The organism is Enterobacter cloacae complex sp. ECL411 (assembly GCF_021869665.1).
GTDB lineage: Bacteria > Pseudomonadota > Gammaproteobacteria > Enterobacterales > Enterobacteriaceae > Enterobacter > Enterobacter intestinihominis.
This window is the reverse complement of record NZ_CP091486.1, coordinates 4,549,386-4,570,349: the sequence shown is the minus strand read 5'-3', so window position 1 is coordinate 4,570,349 and position 20,964 is coordinate 4,549,386. Positions and strand designations below refer to the sequence as shown.

At 57.4% G+C, this 20,964-nt stretch carries 17 protein-coding genes; 10 read left to right on the top strand and 7 right to left on the bottom strand.

Annotated elements, in window-relative coordinates; genetic code table 11:
- Positions 1-2: 2 nt before the first annotated feature.
- Genes ilvG through ilvA form a run of 5 tightly spaced genes read left to right on the top strand, consistent with a single transcriptional unit; the run spans position 3 to position 6,315 of the window.
- Positions 3-1,649, top strand: a complete 1,647-nt coding sequence (ilvG, locus tag L3069_RS21885) for an acetolactate synthase 2 catalytic subunit (protein ID WP_038416922.1) — start codon at positions 3-5, stop codon at positions 1,647-1,649.
- The gene (gene ilvM, locus L3069_RS21880) at positions 1,646-1,909 is read left to right on the top strand and encodes an acetolactate synthase 2 small subunit (protein ID WP_003860184.1); all 264 of its coding nucleotides are present in this window, start codon (positions 1,646-1,648) and stop codon (positions 1,907-1,909) included. The genes ilvG and ilvM overlap by 4 nt, the downstream gene beginning before the upstream one ends.
- Positions 1,910-1,927: 18 nt before the next feature.
- Entirely contained in the window at positions 1,928-2,857 is a 930-nt protein-coding gene (ilvE, locus tag L3069_RS21875) for a branched-chain-amino-acid transaminase (protein ID WP_003860182.1), read from the top strand.
- Positions 2,858-2,917: 60 nt separating this feature from the next.
- Positions 2,918-4,768 (top strand): dihydroxy-acid dehydratase, encoded by a 1,851-nt coding sequence (gene ilvD, locus L3069_RS21870; RefSeq protein WP_022649775.1) that lies wholly within the window; start codon positions 2,918-2,920, stop codon positions 4,766-4,768.
- Positions 4,769-4,770: 2 nt separating this feature from the next.
- Positions 4,771-6,315, top strand: a complete 1,545-nt coding sequence (ilvA, locus tag L3069_RS21865) for a threonine ammonia-lyase, biosynthetic (protein WP_088581806.1) — start codon at positions 4,771-4,773, stop codon at positions 6,313-6,315.
- 45 nt (positions 6,316-6,360) lie between these two features.
- Here ilvA and ilvY read toward each other — a convergent pair whose 3' ends face one another.
- The gene (ilvY, locus tag L3069_RS21860) at positions 6,361-7,251 is read right to left on the bottom strand and encodes an HTH-type transcriptional activator IlvY (protein WP_017382574.1); all 891 of its coding nucleotides are present in this window, start codon (positions 7,249-7,251) and stop codon (positions 6,361-6,363) included.
- A gap of 152 nt (positions 7,252-7,403) precedes the next feature.
- On the opposite strand from ilvY, the gene ilvC reads away from it, so the two are divergent.
- Positions 7,404-8,879 (top strand): ketol-acid reductoisomerase, encoded by a 1,476-nt coding sequence (gene ilvC / locus L3069_RS21855; RefSeq protein ID WP_022649773.1) that lies wholly within the window; start codon positions 7,404-7,406, stop codon positions 8,877-8,879.
- Between the two features lie 36 nt (positions 8,880-8,915).
- Here ilvC and trmL read toward each other — a convergent pair whose 3' ends face one another.
- From trmL to lldP, 5 genes are all read right to left on the bottom strand, one after another.
- Positions 8,916-9,389: a tRNA (uridine(34)/cytosine(34)/5-carboxymethylaminomethyluridine(34)-2'-O)-methyltransferase TrmL gene (gene trmL / locus L3069_RS21850; protein ID WP_022649772.1), complete on the bottom strand. Its 474-nt coding sequence runs from the start codon at positions 9,387-9,389 to the stop codon at positions 8,916-8,918.
- A 46-nt stretch (positions 9,390-9,435) separates the two neighbouring features.
- Positions 9,436-10,776, bottom strand: coding sequence for an aromatic acid/H+ symport family MFS transporter (locus L3069_RS21845; RefSeq protein WP_022649771.1), 1,341 nt, complete (start codon positions 10,774-10,776; stop codon positions 9,436-9,438).
- Between the two features lie 179 nt (positions 10,777-10,955).
- A complete protein-coding gene (gene lldD, locus L3069_RS21840) occupies positions 10,956-12,143 on the bottom strand; it encodes an FMN-dependent L-lactate dehydrogenase LldD (protein WP_038416920.1) in 1,188 nt (395 codons plus the stop codon).
- Positions 12,140-12,913 carry a transcriptional regulator LldR gene (gene lldR, locus L3069_RS21835; protein ID WP_023298877.1) on the bottom strand — a complete coding sequence of 258 codons (774 nt, stop codon included), beginning with the start codon at positions 12,911-12,913 and terminating at the stop codon, positions 12,140-12,142. The genes lldD and lldR overlap by 4 nt, the downstream gene beginning before the upstream one ends.
- Positions 12,910-14,565, bottom strand: a complete 1,656-nt coding sequence (gene lldP, locus L3069_RS21830) for an L-lactate permease (RefSeq protein WP_022649769.1) — start codon at positions 14,563-14,565, stop codon at positions 12,910-12,912. Before lldP ends, lldR begins: the two co-directional genes overlap by 4 nt.
- Before the next feature lie 1,099 nt (positions 14,566-15,664).
- Here lldP and L3069_RS21825 point away from each other — a divergent pair.
- The 4 genes from L3069_RS21825 to L3069_RS21810 are packed head-to-tail and all read left to right on the top strand — an operon-like array spanning position 15,665 to position 20,540.
- A complete protein-coding gene (locus L3069_RS21825) occupies positions 15,665-16,246 on the top strand; it encodes a fimbrial protein (protein WP_003860173.1) in 582 nt (193 codons plus the stop codon).
- A 30-nt stretch (positions 16,247-16,276) separates the two neighbouring features.
- Positions 16,277-16,951: a molecular chaperone gene (locus L3069_RS21820; protein WP_022649767.1), complete on the top strand. Its 675-nt coding sequence runs from the start codon at positions 16,277-16,279 to the stop codon at positions 16,949-16,951.
- A gap of 4 nt (positions 16,952-16,955) precedes the next feature.
- The gene (locus L3069_RS21815; protein ID WP_038416919.1) at positions 16,956-19,436 is read left to right on the top strand and encodes a fimbria/pilus outer membrane usher protein; all 2,481 of its coding nucleotides are present in this window, start codon (positions 16,956-16,958) and stop codon (positions 19,434-19,436) included.
- A 9-nt stretch (positions 19,437-19,445) separates the two neighbouring features.
- Positions 19,446-20,540, top strand: a complete 1,095-nt coding sequence (locus L3069_RS21810) for a fimbrial protein (protein WP_038416918.1) — start codon at positions 19,446-19,448, stop codon at positions 20,538-20,540.
- A 31-nt stretch (positions 20,541-20,571) separates the two neighbouring features.
- Here the strand turns inward: L3069_RS21810 and L3069_RS21805 are convergent, their stop codons facing one another.
- Positions 20,572-20,934: a YibL family ribosome-associated protein gene (locus L3069_RS21805; protein WP_022649764.1), complete on the bottom strand. Its 363-nt coding sequence runs from the start codon at positions 20,932-20,934 to the stop codon at positions 20,572-20,574.
- Positions 20,935-20,964 lie beyond the last annotated feature (30 nt).

Here is a 20,964-nt window from a genome sequence, read left to right as displayed (position 1 = left end):
CTATGAATGGGGCACAATGGGTAGTACATGCGTTGCGCGCGCAGGGAGTCGAAACCGTATTCGGTTATCCGGGTGGCGCAATTATGCCGATTTACGATGCACTGTATGACGGCGGCGTGGAACACCTCTTGTGCCGACACGAGCAGGGCGCAGCGATGGCCGCCATCGGTTATGCCCGTGCGACCGGTAAAACAGGCGTCTGTATGGCCACCTCCGGTCCGGGCGCAACGAACCTGATCACCGGCCTGGCTGACGCGCTGCTCGATTCCGTACCCGTGGTGGCGATCACCGGCCAGGTGGCCTCTCCGTTCATCGGCACCGATGCTTTCCAGGAAGTGGATGTGCTCGGTTTATCGCTTGCCTGCACCAAACACAGCTTCCTCGTTCAGTCTCTCGAAGAGCTGCCGCGCGTGATGGCCGAAGCGTTCGAGGTTGCCAGCTCTGGCCGTCCTGGTCCGGTTCTGGTAGATATCCCGAAAGATATTCAGGTTGCACTCGGCGATCTGGAACCGCACTTCTCCACCGTTGAAAGCGACGACGTGTTTCCCCATACGGAGGTTGAAGAGGCTCGCCAGATGCTGGCGCAGGCGAAACAGCCGATGCTGTATGTAGGCGGCGGCGTGGGCATGGCGCAGGCTGTTCCTGCCCTGCGCGAATTTATCGCAGTAACGCAAATGCCCGCCACCTGCACGCTGAAAGGATTGGGCGCGGTCGACGCGGACTATCCATACTATTTGGGCATGTTAGGGATGCACGGCACCAAAGCGGCAAACCTGGCGGTGCAGGAGTGTGACCTGCTCATCGCCGTCGGCGCCCGTTTTGACGACCGCGTCACCGGCAAGCTGAACACCTTTGCGCCGAACGCCAAAGTGATCCATATGGACATCGACCCGGCGGAGATGAACAAACTGCGTCAGGCGCATGTCGCGTTGCAGGGCGATCTCAACGCGCTGTTACCGGCGCTGGAGCAGCAGCTGGATATCAACCCATGGCGTCAGCACAACGCCGATATGCGCGCTGAACACGCCTGGCGTTACGACCACCCCGGCGAGGCCATCTATGCGCCGCTATTGTTGAAACAGTTGTCCGACCGCAAACCCGCAGACAGCGTGGTGACGACGGATGTCGGCCAGCATCAGATGTGGTCAGCCCAGCACATGACCTACACCCGCCCGGAGAACTTCATCACCTCGAGCGGCTTAGGCACGATGGGCTTCGGCCTGCCCGCTGCCGTGGGCGCACAGGTTGCCCGCCCGAACGATACCGTTATCTGTATCTCCGGTGACGGCTCCTTCATGATGAACGTCCAGGAGCTCGGCACCGTGAAGCGTAAGCAGTTACCGCTGAAAATCGTTTTGCTCGATAACCAGCGTTTGGGAATGGTTCGCCAGTGGCAGCAGCTGTTCTTCCAGGAGCGTTACAGCGAAACGACCCTGACCGACAACCCCGATTTCCTCACCCTGGCCAGCGCCTTCGGCATTCCTGGCCAGCACATCACCCGTAAAGACCAGGTTGAAGCGGCACTCGACACCATGCTGTCAAGCGAAGGGCCATACCTGCTTCATGTCTCAATCGACGAGCTTGAGAACGTCTGGCCGTTGGTACCGCCCGGTGCCAGTAACTCACAAATGCTGGAGAAATTATCATGATGCAACATCAGGTTGCCGTGCAGGCTCGCTTCAACCCGGAAACGTTAGAACGCGTATTGCGTGTGGTCCGTCACCGTGGTTTTCAGATTTGCTCTATGAATATGGAAACGGCCACGGATGCACAAAATATCAGTATCGAATTAACCGTTGCCAGCCCGCGGCCGGTCGACTTACTGTTTAGTCAGTTATCAAAACTGGTAGACGTTGCCCATGTTGCCATCTGCCAGAGCACAACCACATCACAACAAATCCGCGCTTAAGCGTGACAGGACGAAAAAATGACGACAAAAAAAGCTGATTACATTTGGTTCAATGGTGAGATGGTTCGCTGGGAAGACGCGAAAGTTCACGTGATGTCCCACGCGCTGCACTACGGCACCTCCGTGTTTGAAGGCATCCGTTGCTACGATTCTCACAAAGGACCAGTGGTGTTCCGCCATCGCGAACACATGCAGCGTCTGCATGACTCAGCCAAAATTTATCGTTTCCCGGTCTCCCAAAGCGTTGATGAGCTGATGGAAGCCTGCCGCGAGGTGATCCGCCAGAACAAACTGACCAGTGCCTATATTCGTCCGCTGGTCTTCGTGGGTGATGTCGGCATGGGTGTCAATCCGCCCGCTGGCTATAACACCGATGTGATCATTGCTGCGTTCCCGTGGGGCGCCTACCTGGGCGCGGAAGCACTGGATCAGGGGATCGACGCAATGGTTTCTTCCTGGAACCGCGTGGCACCAAACACTATCCCGACCGCGGCTAAAGCGGGCGGTAACTACCTCTCCTCACTGCTGGTTGGCAGCGAAGCGCGCCGTCACGGTTACCAGGAAGGTATCGCGCTCGATGTAAATGGCTACATCTCCGAAGGTGCGGGCGAAAACCTGTTTGAAGTGAAAGACGGCATTCTGTTCACCCCGCCGTTTACCTCGTCCGCGCTGCCGGGCATCACCCGCGACGCCATCATCAAGCTGGCAAAAGATCTGGGTATCGAAGTACGCGAGCAGGTGCTGTCCCGCGAATCCCTGTACCTGGCTGACGAAGTGTTCATGTCCGGTACCGCGGCTGAAATTACACCGGTGCGTAGCGTCGACGGCATTCAGGTGGGCGAAGGCCGCTGTGGTCCGGTCACCAAACGCATTCAGCAAGCCTTCTTCGGCCTGTTCACCGGCGAAACAGAAGACAAATACGGCTGGTTGGATCAGGTTAATCACTAAATATAAATTTGGGACGGCACGCACCGTCCCATTTAATAGTCAGACGGGAGTAAATAAAGCATGCCTAAGTATCGTTCAGCCACCACCACCCACGGCCGTAATATGGCGGGTGCCCGCGCACTGTGGCGCGCCACCGGAATGACCGACGCCGATTTCGGCAAGCCAATTATCGCCGTGGTGAACTCCTTCACCCAGTTTGTGCCGGGCCACGTGCACCTGCGCGATCTCGGTAAGCTGGTTGCCGAGCAAATCGAAGCCTCCGGCGGCGTGGCGAAAGAGTTCAACACCATTGCGGTGGATGACGGTATCGCAATGGGCCACGGGGGGATGCTCTATTCACTGCCGTCGCGCGAGCTGATCGCCGACTCGGTGGAGTACATGGTTAACGCCCACTGCGCCGATGCGATGGTCTGTATCTCCAACTGCGACAAAATCACCCCGGGGATGCTGATGGCCTCCCTGCGCCTGAACATTCCGGTGATCTTCGTTTCCGGCGGCCCGATGGAAGCGGGTAAAACCAAGCTTTCCGACAAAATCATCAAGCTCGACCTGGTCGATGCGATGATCCAGGGTGCGGACCCGAAAGTCTCTGACGAGCAGAGCGACCAGGTGGAACGCTCCGCGTGTCCGACCTGCGGCTCCTGTTCCGGGATGTTCACCGCCAACTCCATGAACTGCCTGACCGAAGCGCTGGGCCTTTCTCAGCCGGGTAACGGCTCGCTGCTGGCGACCCACGCCGACCGTAAGCAGCTGTTCCTTAACGCGGGCAAGCGCATCGTTGAGCTGACCAAACGCTACTACGAGCAGGACGATGCCAGCGCGCTGCCGCGCAACATCGCCAGTAAAGCGGCGTTCGAAAACGCCATGACGCTGGATATCGCCATGGGCGGTTCCACCAACACCGTTCTGCACCTGCTGGCCGCCGCGCAGGAAGCCGAAATCGACTTCACCATGAGCGACATCGACAAGCTCTCCCGCAAAGTGCCGCAGCTGTGTAAAGTCGCGCCGAGTACCCAGAAGTACCATATGGAAGACGTGCATCGTGCTGGTGGTGTCATCGGTATCCTCGGCGAGCTGGATCGCGCAGGGCTGCTGAACCGCAACGTGAAAAATGTGCTCGGCCTGACGCTGCCGGAGTCGCTGGACCAGTACGACGTGATGCTGACCAAAGACGACGCGGTGAAAAAGATGTTCCGCGCCGGTCCGGCAGGTATTCGCACCACGCAGGCGTTCTCGCAGGATTGCCGCTGGGACACGCTGGATGACGATCGCGCCGAAGGCTGCATCCGCTCGCTGGAACATGCCTACAGTAAAGACGGCGGTCTGGCCGTGCTGTACGGTAACTTTGCGGAAAACGGCTGCATCGTGAAAACCGCAGGCGTGGACGACAGCATTCTCAAATTCACCGGTCCGGCAAAAGTGTATGAAAGCCAGGACGAGGCGGTAGACGCTATCCTCGGTGGCAAAGTGGTGGAAGGCGACGTGGTGGTCATTCGCTACGAAGGGCCGAAAGGCGGTCCGGGCATGCAGGAGATGCTCTACCCGACTACCTTCCTGAAATCGATGGGCCTCGGCAAAGCCTGCGCGCTGATCACCGACGGTCGTTTCTCTGGCGGCACGTCAGGCCTCTCCATTGGCCACGTCTCCCCGGAAGCGGCAAGCGGCGGCAATATCGCGATCATCGAAGATGGCGACCTGATCGAAATCGACATTCCGAACCGCGGCATTCAGCTGAAGCTGAGTGACCAGGAGATTGCGGCCCGTCGTGAAGCGCAGGAAGCCCGCGGCGACAAAGCCTGGACGCCGAAAGACCGCCAGCGTGAAGTCTCCTTCGCCCTGCGTGCCTACGCAAGCCTTGCCACCAGTGCAGATAAAGGCGCGGTGCGCGATAAATCTAAACTTGGGGGCTAATGATGGCCGAGTCACAACCCTTATCCGCCGCCCCCGAGGGGGCGGAATACCTGAGAGCGGTGCTGCGCGCGCCGGTCTATGAAGCCGTGCAGGTCACGCCCCTGCAAAAAATGGACAAACTCTCCTCGCGCCTCGACAACGTCATTCTGGTGAAGCGCGAAGACAGGCAGCCGGTGCACAGCTTCAAGCTGCGCGGCGCCTACGCGATGATGGCCGGGCTGAAGGATGAGCAGAAAGCGCGCGGTGTCATTACCGCGTCGGCGGGCAACCACGCGCAGGGCGTAGCGTTCTCCGCGGCCCGTTTAGGGCTGAAAGCGCTGATCGTGATGCCGGTTGCCACGGCGGATATCAAAGTCGACGCGGTGCGCGGTTTTGGCGGGGAAGTGCTGCTCCACGGCGCGAATTTTGACGAAGCGAAAGCCAAAGCGATTGAGCTGGCGCAGCAGCAGGGTTTCACCTGGGTCCCGCCTTTCGATCACCCGATGGTGATTGCCGGGCAGGGTACGCTGGCGCTGGAACTGTTGCAGCAGGATGCCCATCTCGACCGCGTTTTCGTTCCGGTGGGCGGCGGTGGCTTAGCCGCTGGTGTGGCGGTGCTGATCAAACAGCTGATGCCGCAGATCAAAGTGATTGCGGTTGAAGCGGAAGACTCCGCTTGCCTGAAGGCGGCGCTGGACGCCGGACATCCGGTGGATCTGCCGCGCGTCGGGCTGTTCGCCGAGGGCGTGGCGGTGAAGCGCATTGGCGATGAAACGTTCCGTCTGTGCCAGGAGTATCTCGACGATATCGTCACCGTCGACAGCGACGCTATCTGCGCGGCGATGAAAGATCTCTTCGAGGATGTGCGTGCGGTGGCGGAGCCGTCCGGCGCGCTGGCGCTGGCGGGGATGAAGAAATACATCGCCCAGCACAACATTCGCGGCGAGCGTCTGGCGCACGTGCTTTCCGGCGCCAATGTGAACTTCCACGGCCTGCGCTACGTGTCCGAACGCTGTGAGCTGGGCGAGCAGCGTGAAGCCCTGCTGGCGGTGACCATTCCGGAAGAGAAGGGCAGCTTCCTGAAGTTTTGCCAGCTGCTGGGCGGCCGTTCGGTAACGGAGTTCAACTACCGCTTTGCCGATGCCAAAGATGCGTGCATATTTGTCGGCGTGCGTCTGAGCCGTGGCGTGGAGGAGCGCAAAGAGATCCTCAGCCTGCTGCATGACGGTGGCTACAGCGTGGTCGATCTCTCCGACGACGAAATGGCGAAGCTGCACGTGCGTTACATGGTCGGCGGCCGTCCATCCAAGCCGCTCAAGGAACGCCTGTTCAGCTTCGAGTTCCCGGAATCGCCGGGCGCGTTGCTCAAGTTCCTGCACACGCTGGGCACCCACTGGAACATTTCTCTGTTCCACTACCGCAGCCACGGCACCGACTACGGCCGCGTTCTGGCGGCGTTCGAGCTGGGCGAGCACGAGCCGGATTTCGAAACGCGCCTGAACGAGCTGGGCTATGAGTGCCATGACGAAACCCACAACCCGGCGTTCCGCTTCTTCCTCGCGGGCTAAGGGTTGAGCTGCGTGTAGGCCGGGTAAGCGCAGCGCCACCCGGCTTTAGTGGTTCGGCAATATCTTCCAGAACGCATCAATAAGCGGCTCATGCAGCCGCTTTTTTTGTGCGCACACGCCAAGCTCGAACGGCGTTTTTTCGTCGCTGCGTTCTAAAATCATCACGCGATTGCGCACTGGCTCCGGGCTGTTTTCCAGCACCACTTCTGGCAGCAGCGCCACGCCGCAGCCGAGCGCCACCATCGACACCATCGCCTCATGGCCGCCGACCGTGGCGTAAATCGACGGGTTGCTGATTTTCTGGCGGCGGAACCACAGCTCAATGCGGCGGCGCACCGGCCCCTGATCGGCCATGATAAACGGCACCGTCGACCAGTCCGGTTTCTCCACCGAGACCTGGTTGCGCACAGGGCAGGGCAGCGCCGGGGCAATCAGTACTACCGCCAGATTCTCCAGCATTGAGAACGCTACCGCGCCCGGCAGGGTTTCCGGCTTCCCGGCAATCGCGAGATCCGCTTCGCCCGTGACCACTTTTTCCATCGCATCGGCGGCATCGCCGGTGGTGAGCTTAATTTCAACCGACGGATGTTCCGCGCGGAAGCGGTCGAGAATGGGGGGAAGATGGCTGTAGGCGGCGGTCACGGAGCAGAAAATATGCAGTTCGCCGGAAAGCGACGGCCCCTGCTGGTCGATGGTGTGCCGCAGCTGCTGGTACTGCAACAAGGTTTGCTGGGCAAAGATGCGCAGCTCTTCACCGGCTTCCGTGAGGGTGACGGTGCGGTTATCGCGCACGAACAACGGCTGGCCGAGGTCTTCCTCAAGGCGCTGGATCTGGCGCGACAGCGTGGAAGGGCTGACGTGCATCGCCCGGGCGCTGCGGCCAAAGTGACGGCTTTCCGCCAGATGCAGGAACATTTTCAGATCGCGTAAATCCACCGATTCCACTCCCTCTTTTTACATTGCATAAATTGCAATGTGACGTTGTGAATATATCAATTTCCGCAATAAATTTCCTGTTGTAATGTGGGTACATTCTCGCTGAAACGCGAACCGAACAATAAGACACACAACATCACGAGGTATCACCCATGGCTAACTACTTTAATACACTGAACTTGCGCCAGCAGCTGGCGCAGCTGGGCAAATGCCGCTTCATGGCGCGCGATGAATTTGCTGATGGCGCGAGCTACCTTCAGGGTAAAAAAGTGGTCATTGTTGGCTGTGGCGCACAGGGTCTGAACCAGGGCCTGAACATGCGTGACTCCGGGCTGGATATCTCCTACGCCCTGCGCAAAGAAGCGATTGCTGAAAAGCGCGCTTCCTGGCGTAAAGCGACCGAAAACGGCTTCAAAGTAGGTACCTACGAAGAGCTGATCCCGCAGGCGGACCTGGTGGTTAACCTGACGCCAGACAAGCAACACTCAGACGTTGTGCGTTCCGTACAGCCGCTGATGAAAGACGGCGCCGCGCTGGGTTACTCCCACGGCTTCAACATCGTTGAAGTGGGCGAGCAGATCCGTAAAGACATCACCGTAGTGATGGTGGCACCGAAGTGCCCGGGCACCGAAGTGCGCGAAGAGTACAAACGTGGTTTCGGCGTACCGACGCTGATCGCCGTTCACCCGGAAAACGATCCGAAAGGCGAAGGCATGGCGATTGCCAAAGCCTGGGCAGCGGCCACCGGCGGCCATCGTGCGGGCGTACTGGAATCTTCCTTCGTTGCGGAAGTGAAATCTGACCTGATGGGCGAGCAGACCATTCTGTGCGGCATGCTCCAGGCGGGTTCTCTGCTGTGCTTCGACAAGCTGGTGGAAGAGGGCACCGACCCGGCATACGCGGAAAAACTGATTCAGTTCGGCTGGGAAACCATCACCGAAGCGCTGAAGCAGGGCGGTATTACGCTGATGATGGACCGTCTGTCCAACCCGGCAAAACTGCGCGCGTTCGCACTCTCTGAACAGCTGAAAACCATCATGGCACCGCTGTTCCAGAAACACATGGACGACATCATCTCCGGCGAGTTCTCTTCCGGCATGATGGCGGACTGGGCGAATGACGATAAGAAACTGCTGACCTGGCGCGAAGAGACCGGTAAAACCGCGTTCGAAACGGCACCACAGTTCGAGGGTAAAATCAGCGAGCAGGAGTACTTCGATAAAGGCGTACTGATGATCGCGATGGTGAAAGCGGGCGTTGAGCTGGCGTTCGAAACCATGGTGGATTCCGGCATCATTGAAGAATCTGCGTACTATGAATCGCTGCACGAGCTGCCGCTGATCGCAAACACCATCGCCCGTAAGCGTCTGTATGAGATGAACGTGGTGATCTCCGATACCGCCGAGTACGGTAACTATCTGTTCTCTTACGCCTGCGTACCGCTGCTGAAAGAGTTCATGACTACCCTGCAAGCAGGCGATCTGGGTAAAGCGATTGCGGAAGGTGCGGTTGATAACGCGCAGCTGCGTGACGTAAACGAAGCGATTCGCAGTCACGAAATCGAGAAAGTGGGCCAGAAACTGCGTGGCTACATGACCGATATGAAACGTATCGCAGTAGCAGACTAAAAAGACAATCGGGTGGCGCAAGCCACCCGAACTGTTTTAGCTACGCAGTATCGCGCCGGGATAACCCAGCTGGCGCCACGCCTCATACACCACTACCGACACCGCATTCGACAGGTTCATGCTGCGGCTGTCCGGCATCATCGGAATACGAATTTTTTGCTCAGCGGGCAGGGCATCCAGAATGGTGGCCGGCAGGCCGCGGGTTTCCGGACCAAACATCAGATAATCTCCGTCCTGATAGCTTACGGCGCTATGCGCTGGCGTGCCTTTGGTGGTCAGGGCGAACATGCGCTGCGGCTTCTCTGCGTCCAGAAACGCGGCGTAATCGTGATGACGAACGACGGCAGTAAACTCATGGTAGTCCAGCCCCGCGCGGCGCAGACGTTTGTCGTCCCACGTAAAGCCCATCGGCTCAATGATGTGCAGACGAAAACCGGTGTTGGCGCACAGGCGGATGATATTGCCGGTATTGGGTGGGATTTCTGGTTCGAATAAGACGATGTTAAGCATGCTGCCCCCTTAATTGCGGGGGGCAGAATAGCAGAAAAGAGAGGGACTAGGCGACGCCCGGCTCCTGCGAGCGGCTATACAGCATTTTGTAGACGGTTGCCGCCGCGGCCACGAGAGCAGGCACGCTGAGGATCATCAAAATACTGTCCGCCTGCCACTGCATGGAGAGAAGCTGGGCGCTGGTCATGGTGCCCGCCACGCCGCCGAAGCGGCCGATCCCCTGCATCCAGGCGATACCCGTCGCGCGGCACTCGGTAGGGTAAAAGGTGGCGGCCAGGGTCTGCATCCCCGACTGCGCGCCGTTCATCGCGATCCCCATCAGGAAGATTAACCCGCCAAACAGGGCGATATGATTATGCTCAATGCCGAGTAAAAGAATCAGGCCCATCGTCAGCACGAAACCACACGCGACCACCTTGTGCGCTTCCCAGCGGTCCATCATCCAGCCCGCGAGCAGAATGCCAGCGGTGCCGCCGAAGGTGAACAGCGAGGTGAGCCAGGCGGATTCCGCCAGCGCATACCCCATCCCCTGCATCAGCGTTGGCATCCAGCTCAGCAGGACGTAATAAATCACCAGTCCCATAAAGTAGGTGACCCACAGCATCAGGGTGCCGGGCAGCCAGGGCATGGAAAACAGCTGCGACACGCTGCCTTTTTTCGACGCGACCTTCTCCTCCGCCAGGAAAAAGCCCGTGACGCTATCCAGCGTGCTGCGGGCGAACCGGCTGGCGATGCGGCGAACCTGCGCGACGTCTTTCCCGCGCTGCACCAGAAACTTCACCGACTCCGGCAACAGCAGCGCCAGCAGCACCGTTAAAATCAGCGGCGCAATCGCGCCGGTCAGCAGCACGCTTCGCCAGCCATGGTGAGGGATAAGCCAGGACGAGATCGCCCCGCCGCCCGCCGCACCCAGCGGAAAGCCGCAGTACATGGTGTTAATTGCCATGGCGCGGCAGCGCTGGGGGGCAAACTCTGAGATCAGCGTGATGGCGTTAGGCATCGCGGCGCCCAGCCCGAGACCGGTCAGAAATCGCCACAGCGTCAGGGTATTCAGACTTTGCGCCCAGGCCGTGCCCAGGCTCGCCAGGCCGAAGAACAGGCATGAAAAGACCAGTACGCGCTTGCGTCCCATACGGTCCGATACCGGACCTGCAATAAGAGCTCCCAGCGACAGCCCCAGTAGCGCCGCACTCAACACCGGCCCCAGATCCTGTTTATGTATTCCCCACTCCGCCGACAGCGTAGGCGCAATGTAACCCATCGCGGCGGTATCGAAACCATCGATCGCCAGCACCAGAAAGCCCAGCACAATAAGAAGCCAGTGAAACCCTGAAAAAGGACTCTCATCGATCACCTGCTGAATATCCACCCGACCTGAATACGTCATACGTTCCCCTCCGATGTGATGTTGTTTTTGTGTTCTTGTATTTGCTTGTCTATACAATTGCGGAGGGCAGGCTGTGTCAAATTTTCTTATCCAGAATGTTACGCAGGTGTTATTTTCGACAAAAAAAGCGCCCGAGGGGGAAGTCGGGCGCGGAAGAAGGGGAGGCTAACCGGGGGAGATTAGGCCGCGTTTCCCTGAGAAAGGGGGGCCAGCGCCGCAGGCAGCTTACTGAGTTCCTGCACCAGAGAGTCTTTGCTGATTTCACCGATTGTTTTCGCACCGGTCAGGGTCATCGCCACCTTCATCTCTTTCTCGATCAGGTTCAGCAGATTCGCCACGCCCGCCTGGCCGCTGGTGGCCAGCGCGTACAGGTAAGCACGGCCCAGCAGCACACTGTCTGCGCCCAGGGCAATCATGCGCACCACGTCCAGCCCGTTACGGATGCCGCTGTCGGCCAGAATCGCAATATCGCCTTTCACCGCATCGGCAATGGCTGGCAGGGCGCGGGCGGAGGAGAGCACCCCGTCAAGCTGGCGGCCACCATGGTTAGAGACCACGATCCCATCGGCACCAAAACGCACCGCGTCGCGGGCATCTTCCGGATCGAGGATCCCTTTGATCACCATCGGGCCGTCCCAGAATTCGCGGATCCACTCCAGGTCTTTCCAGGAGATGGATGGATCGAAGTTGTTCGCCAGCCAGCCGATGTAATCTTCCAGCCCGGTCGGTTTACCCAGGTAGGTCGAAATATTGCCCAGATCGTGCGGACGGCCATTCACGCCGACATCCCACGCCCACTGCGGGTGCGTCACCGCCTGCCAGTAGCGGCGCATCGCGGCGTTCGGACCGCTCATGCCGGAGTGCGCATCACGGTAGCGTGCGCCGGGCGTCGGCATATCGACGGTAAAGACCAGCGTGGAGCAGCCCGCCGCTTTGGCGCGCTCAAGGGCGTTACGCATAAAACCGCGATCGCGCAGGACGTAGAGCTGGAACCACATCGGGCGCTTGATGGTCGGGGCGACCTCTTCAATCGGGCAGACGGACACGGTGGAAAGGGTAAACGGAATGCCTTTGGCATCTGCGGCGGCGGCGGCCTGCACTTCGCCCCGGCGGGCATACATGCCGCATAAGCCGACGGGCGCAAGCGCCACCGGCATGGAGAGCGTCTCGTTAAACAGCTTCGTCTCAAGGCTCAGGTCAGACATATTCTTCAGCACGCGCTGGCGCAGGGCCACTTCCGACAGGTCCTCCACGTTGCGGCGCAGGGTATATTCGGCGTACGCCCCGCCGTCAATGTAGTGGAACAGGAATGGCGGCAAAATGCGCTGTGCCGCGGCGCGATAGTCACTGGCTGCGGAAATAATCATGCTTTGTTCTCCCTGGAAATATCACTCTCGCCAGGCAGACGGGTAATACGCGCCTGTCGGGCCTGATCTTCATCGAATCGTTTAATGGTGGTATGCACGAAGCCGAGATGCGCCATCATCGCCTTGCGCGCGGCCTCGGCATCACCGGCCAGAATGGCGTTGAGCACCGCCTCGTGCTGTTCGGTCAGTTGGGCAAAGACTGGCGGCACCAGATACATGCGCTGGCGGCTCTGCTTCACGGAGGATTGCAGCAGGTCGAAGAACCCGCGCATGGTTTGCAGCAGAACCACGTTGTGCGAGGCCTCGGCAATCGCGAGGTGAAAACGCACGTCCGCCTGGGAGGCGATGTCCGGGTCGCTGCTTTGCGTGGCCTCAAAGCAGGCTTTGAGCTTCTCTTTGTCGGCCTCGGTTGCCCGCATCGCCGCATGCCACGCGGTGCTGGTTTCGATGGCGTGGCGCGCTTCGAGGATGTCAAAGCTGTAGTCCGGGTCGTTTTCCATCAGCGTCTTAAGCGGCTGCACGATGTTTTGTTCGGACCAGTCGTCATGCTGCCAGCGCACGAAGGTGCCGCCGCCTCGACGGCTCAGCAGCACCCCTTCGCTGACCAGCGTCGCCAGCGCCTCGCGCAGTGAATTGCGCGACACGCCAAGCTGGGCGGCAAGCTGACGCTCGGCGGGCAATCTCATGCCCGCTTCCAGCTGTTGTTCTTCTATCAGCGCCCGTACGCGAGTGGCAATCTCGTCGGACAGGCGTCTGGGCATCACTATCATGGAATCATCCAGGTTAAGACATAGGCCTGCAATGTGGTGATCACGCCCACCATGCAGGTAAATATCAGGCTGTGTTTAACGGTAAAGCGGAACAGATCCGACTCTTTGCCTACCAGCCCCACCGCGGCACAGGCAATGGCGATGGACTGCGGTGAGATCATCTTCCCGGTCACGCCGCCGGTGGTGTTCGCGGCGACCAGCAGCACGTCCGAGACGCCAATCTGCTGCGCGGCTGTGGCCTGTAGGGCGGCAAACAGGGCGTTAGATGACGTATCTGAACCGGTCAGGAACACCCCCAGCCAGCCGAGGAACGGCGAGAAGAAGGTAAACGCGTGGCCGGTATGCGCCAGCGCTAACGCCAGCGTCGACGACAGGCCGGAGTAGTTCGAAATAAACGCGAACGCCAGCACCATGCCGATGGAGTAAATCGGCAGCATCAGCTCTTTAATCGTCGCCGCAAAGGTCTGCACCGCGGCGGCAGGCTTCATGCGCAGCCACACTACGGAAAGGATAGCGGCAAACAGGATCGCCGTGCCGGTGGCTGAGAACCAGTCGAACTTAAACACTGCCGCATACGGCGTGGCGTCGTGTACCACCGGCGGCATACGAGCGACCATCTTGTCGAGGAACGGCACGGAGATATTAATCACCATGTCGTACAGCGCGCCGCCCGGGGCGAACAGGGCCTTAAACGGCGGAATGCTCCACAGCGTCACGGTGGCGGTCAGGAACAGGAACGGTGACCATGCGCGTACAATCTGTCCGGCGGTATAGCCGGTGCGCGCCAGCGTCTGATCCACGTGTGATGCGCCCATGTCAGCAAAGCGGAAGATACGTACCGGCTGCCAGCGTTTCAGGAACAGCGTCAGACAGACCAGCGACACCAGGGAAGAGATGATGTCCGGCAGTTCCGGGCCGAGGAAGTTGGAGCTGAGATACTGGGCAATGGCGAACGAGCCGCCCGCTACCATCACCGCAGGCCAGGTCTCCTTCACGCCGCGCCAGCCGTCCATAATCGCCATGATCCAGAACAGCACGATAATGGTCAGGAACGGCAGCTGGCGGCCCACCATCTGGCCGATCTCGAAGCTGTCCAGCCCGGTCACCTGGCCCGCCACCAGAATAGGAATGCCCATCGCGCCAAACGCCACCGGGGCGGTATTCACAATCAGGCACAGGCCAGCGGCATACAGCGGGTTAAAGCCCAGACCGACCAGCAGGGCGGCGGTGATGGCCACCGGTGCGCCGAATCCTGCCGCCCCTTCCAGAAATGCTCCGAAGGAGAAGCCGACGATCAGCATCTGCAAACGCTGGTCCGGCGTGATGGAGAGAATCGACGAGCGAATAATGTCGAACTGCCCGGTTTTGACCGAGATTTTGTAGACAAAGACGGCGGCGATGATGATCCACGCAATCGGCCACAGGCCGTAGAAGAAGCCATAGACGACGGAGGCCAGCGCGCGATCGACCGGCATTTTGTAAAAGAACAACGCCACCATCAGGGCGATGGCAACGGTATACGTCGCGGCGAGGTAGCCCTTCAGCTTGAGCTTAATCAGCGCAAAGAAGAAAAACAGGATCGGTAGCGATGCGATCAGGCTCGACAGCCAGATATTTCCGGCCGGATCGTAGTTTTGTTGCCAGAGGCTCATGCAGGTCTCCTGAGGACCACACAGGTGTTCGTCGGGTGAGTCTCTGCTCATCTCTGCGTCACACTTAGTGTAAAAGTGGTCCTTCCAATATTGTGATGTAGGGTTAATGACAACAAATGGTTAACCAAGTGTTGCTATTCAGCAATTGTTTTGTGAAGTGGAGCATCGAAATTGTGAACGATGGATAGCTTTGTGCGTGATTGGTAGGACCAAACCCGCAAAATCAAATCACCGTGTGCGTTGGGAGCGGTGGTCAGGTGGAGAGCCTTACATTCGCCTTTTAAGCAGATACGGCGCGTAAAAGAGGTTATATAAAAAGGAGAGGTGATAATGTTTCGTGAATTTAATGAGGTTTGTTTGTTTTATTTGTGTTTTTGAGAAGCTGTATATGTGTGAGCAGATTGATATATTTCCTATAAATAAAAATTTTTTTTGGTTAAAAATGCGAAATCTAAGCTGTAGCAAAAAATTTTAATTAAGGTAAATTTCACATATAGATTTTAACAGTGTATTACAAACGATCAATTGATGATCGATAAAGAAATATCCTGTTCAATTGCGGTTTTTCAGGATAAAGGGTAAGAATTTTGCGCTGAACAGACATTTTTTGGCTAATAATATTCTGAAATAAATTGATCAAACAATGATCAGTTATCTCTCTTGTAATTTAGTTGCGGTATTAAAAGCAGATTAATAATTATTAGGGCAATCGAAAGGGGTTAAATTTGTTAGCTGAGTGTTAATTTCTGAGTGTTTACAGACGCGGCATATTGCTTTTCAATGCGTAGACGTTAAAAGGCATTTGATTTACTATTTATTCAGAAGCAACGTAACAGAAGATTTTAAATTTATTACTAACCACAACGTATTCAGTGTTATTTTCGGCCAGAAGTCATTCCTCAGTTGAAGGATATCTGTGTATGGCCTTCTGAAAATATACGGATTATCACCATGGGATGGACCCTGCTTTATTCTATAAGGTCGCGTCACCCATTCTGCTAAAAACCTTTCGGTGGCGTTTTCAAATCCTTATAGCGGTTATTGTACCTGGTACAACAAGTCTATATCTGTTTAATTTACAGAGGGGAAAGTGTTCCAAATGAAAATCAAAAATGTGGCGCTGGCGATTGCCGCGGCGGGGCTGCTGTTATCTTCTCAATCAGTACTGGCAAGCAGTGATTCTGGCGTTAATGCTTCTCTGGATACCGGTGCGGGTTCGCAAAGTACGGGCGGGGTGATCAATTTTACCGGGAAGATTACCCTTATTTCCTGTGATATTACTCCGGCCTCTAAAAACAAAACGGTAGACCTTGGGGCGTGGGCAAAAAGCTACTTTGACGATCACAACGAAACGACGCCGCGCGAGTTCAAAATCAACGTGGAAAACTGCCCGGAGACGGTTGAATCGGTTGCGGTACTGTTTGACGGAACCAAAGATACGGTGAATGACACACTGCTTCAGGTTACGCCAGGTGAAGGTATGGCGACGGGTGTCGGCGTGAAGCTTTATAACAGCGATCGCAGCACCGCGATTAAACCGGGTACGGTATCTGAAACAACCGCACCGGATGATGAAGGCAATGCTGAATTAACTTTCTATGCCGCACTTGACAAAGATGGCACGGAAATCAACGCCGGCGATGTTAACGCCGTATCCAACTTCCTGATGGTTTATAACTGATTTCACTGTCAGCCACCTCCAGAGATAATAATGATGAAACGTTTATCGTATATTATGCTCACTGCATTAATGGTTAGTTCTGCGTCAGTTTCTGCTGGCGTTGTAATGGGGGGAACACGGATCGTATACCCGCAAAACAGCAAGGAGGTGGCATTTTCTGTTTCTAATATGGAAAGTGCGGTTCCCTATCTTATTCAGTCGTGGGTTGAAGGCGATGGGCCGGATAAAAATAACGCTGCGCCATTTATTGTCACACCACCTCTGTTCAGACTTGATCCGGAGCAGACCAACACGCTGCGTATTCAATATACCGGCGCTCCGCTGCCCACAGATCGTGAATCTGTATTCTGGCTCGATATTAAAGCGATAGCGCCAAAGCCAAAAGAGAGCAGCAACGAATTACAGGTAAACGTCAAATCGAAATTTAAAATCTTCTACCGCCCGGACAACCTGAAAGGGGACGCCGCCACGGCCTGGCAGAAAATAACGTTTTCGCGAACGGGAAAAGGGCTTAAGGCCGCTAACCCGACGCCATACTACGTCTCTTTTTATCGTCTGACCGTTGGCGGGCATAAAATTGAGCAGCCGGGCATGATCGGTCCAGGGGAAACCCGGGAATGGCCTGTGTCCGCCTCCGGGGGCGTAAGCTGGTCGGCTATTAATGATTTTGGTGCCATCACCGCCACCCACACCCAGCCTCTTTAAGACCATGCCTTTTCGCCTGTTTCGTTACGCGCCGCTTTCGGTGTTGCTGCTTAGCTTCAGCCGCACGGGGATGGCCGAGGATTACTTTGATCCCGCCGCGCTGGAGCTTTCCTCTACTGAACAGAAAACGGCGGATCTGCACTATTTCTCTGAAAAGGGCGGGCAGATGCCAGGCACCTGGCTCGTGACGCTGGAGATTAACGGACGCGAGGAGCGGCATCAGGAGATCACCTTCTTCAATGAGAAAGGCAGCCTGCAACCCGTTTTTAGCGTATCGCTGCTGGAAGCGCTTGGCGTAAATGTAGGGGCCATTCCTGCATTCTCCCGGTTGCAGGAGGGAGAAACGTTCACGCACCTCGAGGATTTTATTCCGGCAGCGCGAACTTCTTATGATTTCAACCAGCAGCGTCTCTTTCTCAGCCTGCCGCAGGCGGCAATGAAACACCGCAGCCGTGGCTACGTGCCGCAGTCGCAGTGGGACGATGGTATCCCGGCGGCATTTACTGATTACAGTCTGTCGGGCGGTCAGGCCCGTCATCAGAGCGGGGTCACGACATCCAGCTATCTGAGCCTGCGTAACGGCATCAATCTGGGGGCGTGGCGGCTGCGTAACACCTCGGCCTGGAGCTACAGCGACGCGGGCGGCGACCATTTTCAGTCGCAAAGTAGCTGGCTGACCCGGGATATTCGCCGTCTTAACAGCCAGCTACGGATCGGCGATGCCTGGACCGCAGGCGACGTCTTCGATAGCGTGGCGTTTCGCGGGGTACAGCTCTCATCAAGCGAAAGCATGTTGCCCGACAGCCAGCGCGGCTTCGCACCAACCATCCGCGGCGTCGCACACAGCTTCGCTAAAGTCTCCGTTTCGCAAAATGGCTATGTGATCTATGAAACCTGGGTGGCCGCCGGGCCATTTATCATTAACGATCTGTTCCCGGGCGCACAAAGTGGCGATCTACAGGTTACGGTCACGGAAAGTGACGGCTCAACGCGCGTCTTTACCCAGCCCTATTCTGCGGTGCCGTTTATGCGACGCCAGGGCAGCCTGAAATACAGTCTCAATGCAGGACGATTTCACTCCGGCTCCGGTGATGCGCGTTCGCCCGAATTTGTTGAAGGCGCTTTCTTCTACGGTCTGCTCTCCAGGATGACTGTGTATGGCGGCTTTCGTACGGCGAGCAACTATCAGGCCGGTGCAATTGGCGTAGGCAGAGGGTTTGGCGCATTTGGCTCGCTGGGTATTGATGATACGCTGGCAAAAAGCCGTTTACCCGACGGCAAAAGCGCGATGGGGCAGGCGTGGCGCATTCAGTACCAGAAAGATTTCAGCGCTACCGGCACCGCCTTCAACCTGGCGAGCTATCGCTATGCCTCGCGCAATTACTACGAATTTAGTGAACTGAATCAGTCTGACAGCCAACAGCTGCAACTCAATAATCGCCGTAGCCGCTCGCAGGTCACTTTTTCACAGACGCTGGGTCAGTTCGGCAGCCTCAGCGTCTCGGCATGGATGCAGGATTACTGGCATACGTCCGGGCAGGATAAAACCATCCACATTGGCTGGTACACCAGCTGGCGGGGTATTTCCTGGGGCGCGGGGTATGACTACACCGACTCAGCGCTTGAGCAGCATCCCGATCGCACCGTGTCGTTTAACGTCAATGTTCCGCTTGGCAACTGGCTGCCGGGCAGTTCGGTCAGTTACTACGCCAACCACAACAATCGTGGGATGACCACGCAGCAGGTGTCGCTCAACGGCAGCGCGCTGGCGAACCGCAACCTGAATTACAGCGTTCAGCAGAGTAAGACCAGTGAGGGAGAGGCCGACAGCACCAGCCTGGCGCTGCAATACAACGGTGGCTACGGCAACGTCAGCCTCGGTTATGACCACAGCCGAAACGGTAGCAACGCGAGTCTTGGACTCGCCGGAGGCGTTATCGCCACGCAGTATGGCGTCACGCTTAGCCAGCCGCTGGGCGATACCGTCGCCCTGCTGCGCGTGCCCGGCGCGGCGAACGTTGAGCCGGAGGGCTACAACGGGATCCATACCGACAGCCGCGGCTATGCGGTCATGCCAACGCTCTCGGCGTATCGCAAAAATACCGTCAGCCTTGATACGGCGACGCTGGGTGAGAACGTCGACATTGAGCAAAGCGGTCTGACGCTCATTCCCACCAGCGGCGCGGTGGTGCTGGCCAATTACACAACCCACATTGGTTATCGCGTTCTGTTTTCCCTGCGCGACCACGGCGAACCGTTGCCGTTTGGCGCGCAGGCTGAAGTGGTGGAGCAGAACCGCCATTCTGCAAACCGAAGCATGGTCGCTGACGGCGGTCAGGCCTACCTGAGCGGGGTACCAGAGCGCGGCACCCTGCGCGTCACCTGGTATGAAAACGGGGAGCAGCAGCAATGCCAGACACCTTTCAGACTGGGGAAAGCTCATATGGCCCCCGGTATCGCCACGCTGTCCGTTGAGTGCCATTAGAGGAATATCATGCGTCGTTTTATTCACTGGTTTTTCTATCTGAGCCTTCTTTCGCTTTTTGGCATGCTGAGTTTTCATGCGCACGCTCAGGCCTCGCCCTGCCGCACCACGCGCGATCAGTGGGTTGTCCAGGTACCCTACGCCATTGGATATGCTCCCGGCACCGCGGATTGGACGCCGGTTTCCGCGCCGATACAGTCTACCGGGCAAGACTTCTACAACTGTGATGGCGGTAGTGACCCCTGGCGTAGTATCGGATTTGTCGAGCTGGATAACCCCGTCGGCACCGTGGTGGGGGAAGACGGTGCGTCGCGGCACGTCTACAAAACCCAGATTGACGGCATCGGCTACGCGCTCGGGTTCCGCGAGCAGCAGTACTGTGGTGCGGATGCCGTACAGTATATTGACGGCACCAGCCCGGTAGACGGCAACGAGTCCCGGCGTATCTGCGATGCCTCACAGAATCCTGCCTTTGCCAGCGCCCCAACGTATAAATTGCAGTTCTGGGTGGTGTTTTACAAAATCCCGACGACCAGCCCCATGCCTGACGATAACGCCAACTCCCAGGAGCAAAATGTCGGATCGCTGATATTGCAGGCGGGAGAAAATCAAGCCAGCGCCACCAACGTGGCGACACCGGTACAGATCCATCTCGCCAGCTTCACCGTCAGGCGTACCAGCTGCTCAGTGGGCTCTCGCAGCATTCTTGTTCCCATGGGGAGCGTGAGCCAGCGTGAATTTCACGGCATCGGCTCCCGTGCCGGAGGCGGACGCTTCAGCATTCCGGTGACCTGTGAAAATAACACGGCGGTTAAGATGGGTTTCTTTGGCGATACCACGCCGGGCAACGATCGGGCGCTGGCGTTGACGAAGCAGGAGGATAGCGCCAGAGGTGTCGGGATCGAACTGCTTTACGGTGACAATACCGGTTCGGTTCAGGGGCAGGTGGTATCGTGGAACACCCCGCAGGTGTCAGCGCTTGGCCAGGTGGGGGATAACCAGACGCAGACCTTCTGGTTTGATGCGCATTACCTTCAGACGGAAGAGAACGTGACGGCGGGAAAAGCGGATGCGATGGCGACGTTTAACCTGATTTACAACTGAGTTTCCCCTGCGCAGCGGCAGGGGAGAGCGATCAGAACGCGGTCTTACTAAAACCCGTCATCTCTTTCAGGCCCATTTCGCGGCCAAGCTCAGTCATCGGGTGCACCACCACCAGGCCACGGACGCTTTTCTTCAGCTTGCCCATGTCGGCCTGCTCTTTTTTGGTGATCGCGCGGCGATGCGGCATGTTCATCAACTTCTGCGCCTCTTTACTCAGCTTCTGGCCTTTCACATCGCGCAGGCGCTCAATTTCCGCCTCCAGCTTCACGGACTCTTTTTCCAGCTCGGCATATTTCTCGGCGGAATCAACAAGGGAGAGGCCAGCCATCTGATGGCGTATCAGATCCAGACGGTCGCTCAGGCGTTTAATTTCGTTCTTTTCGACTTCTTTCATGACAAATAACTCTGAAAACGGGGAATTTAC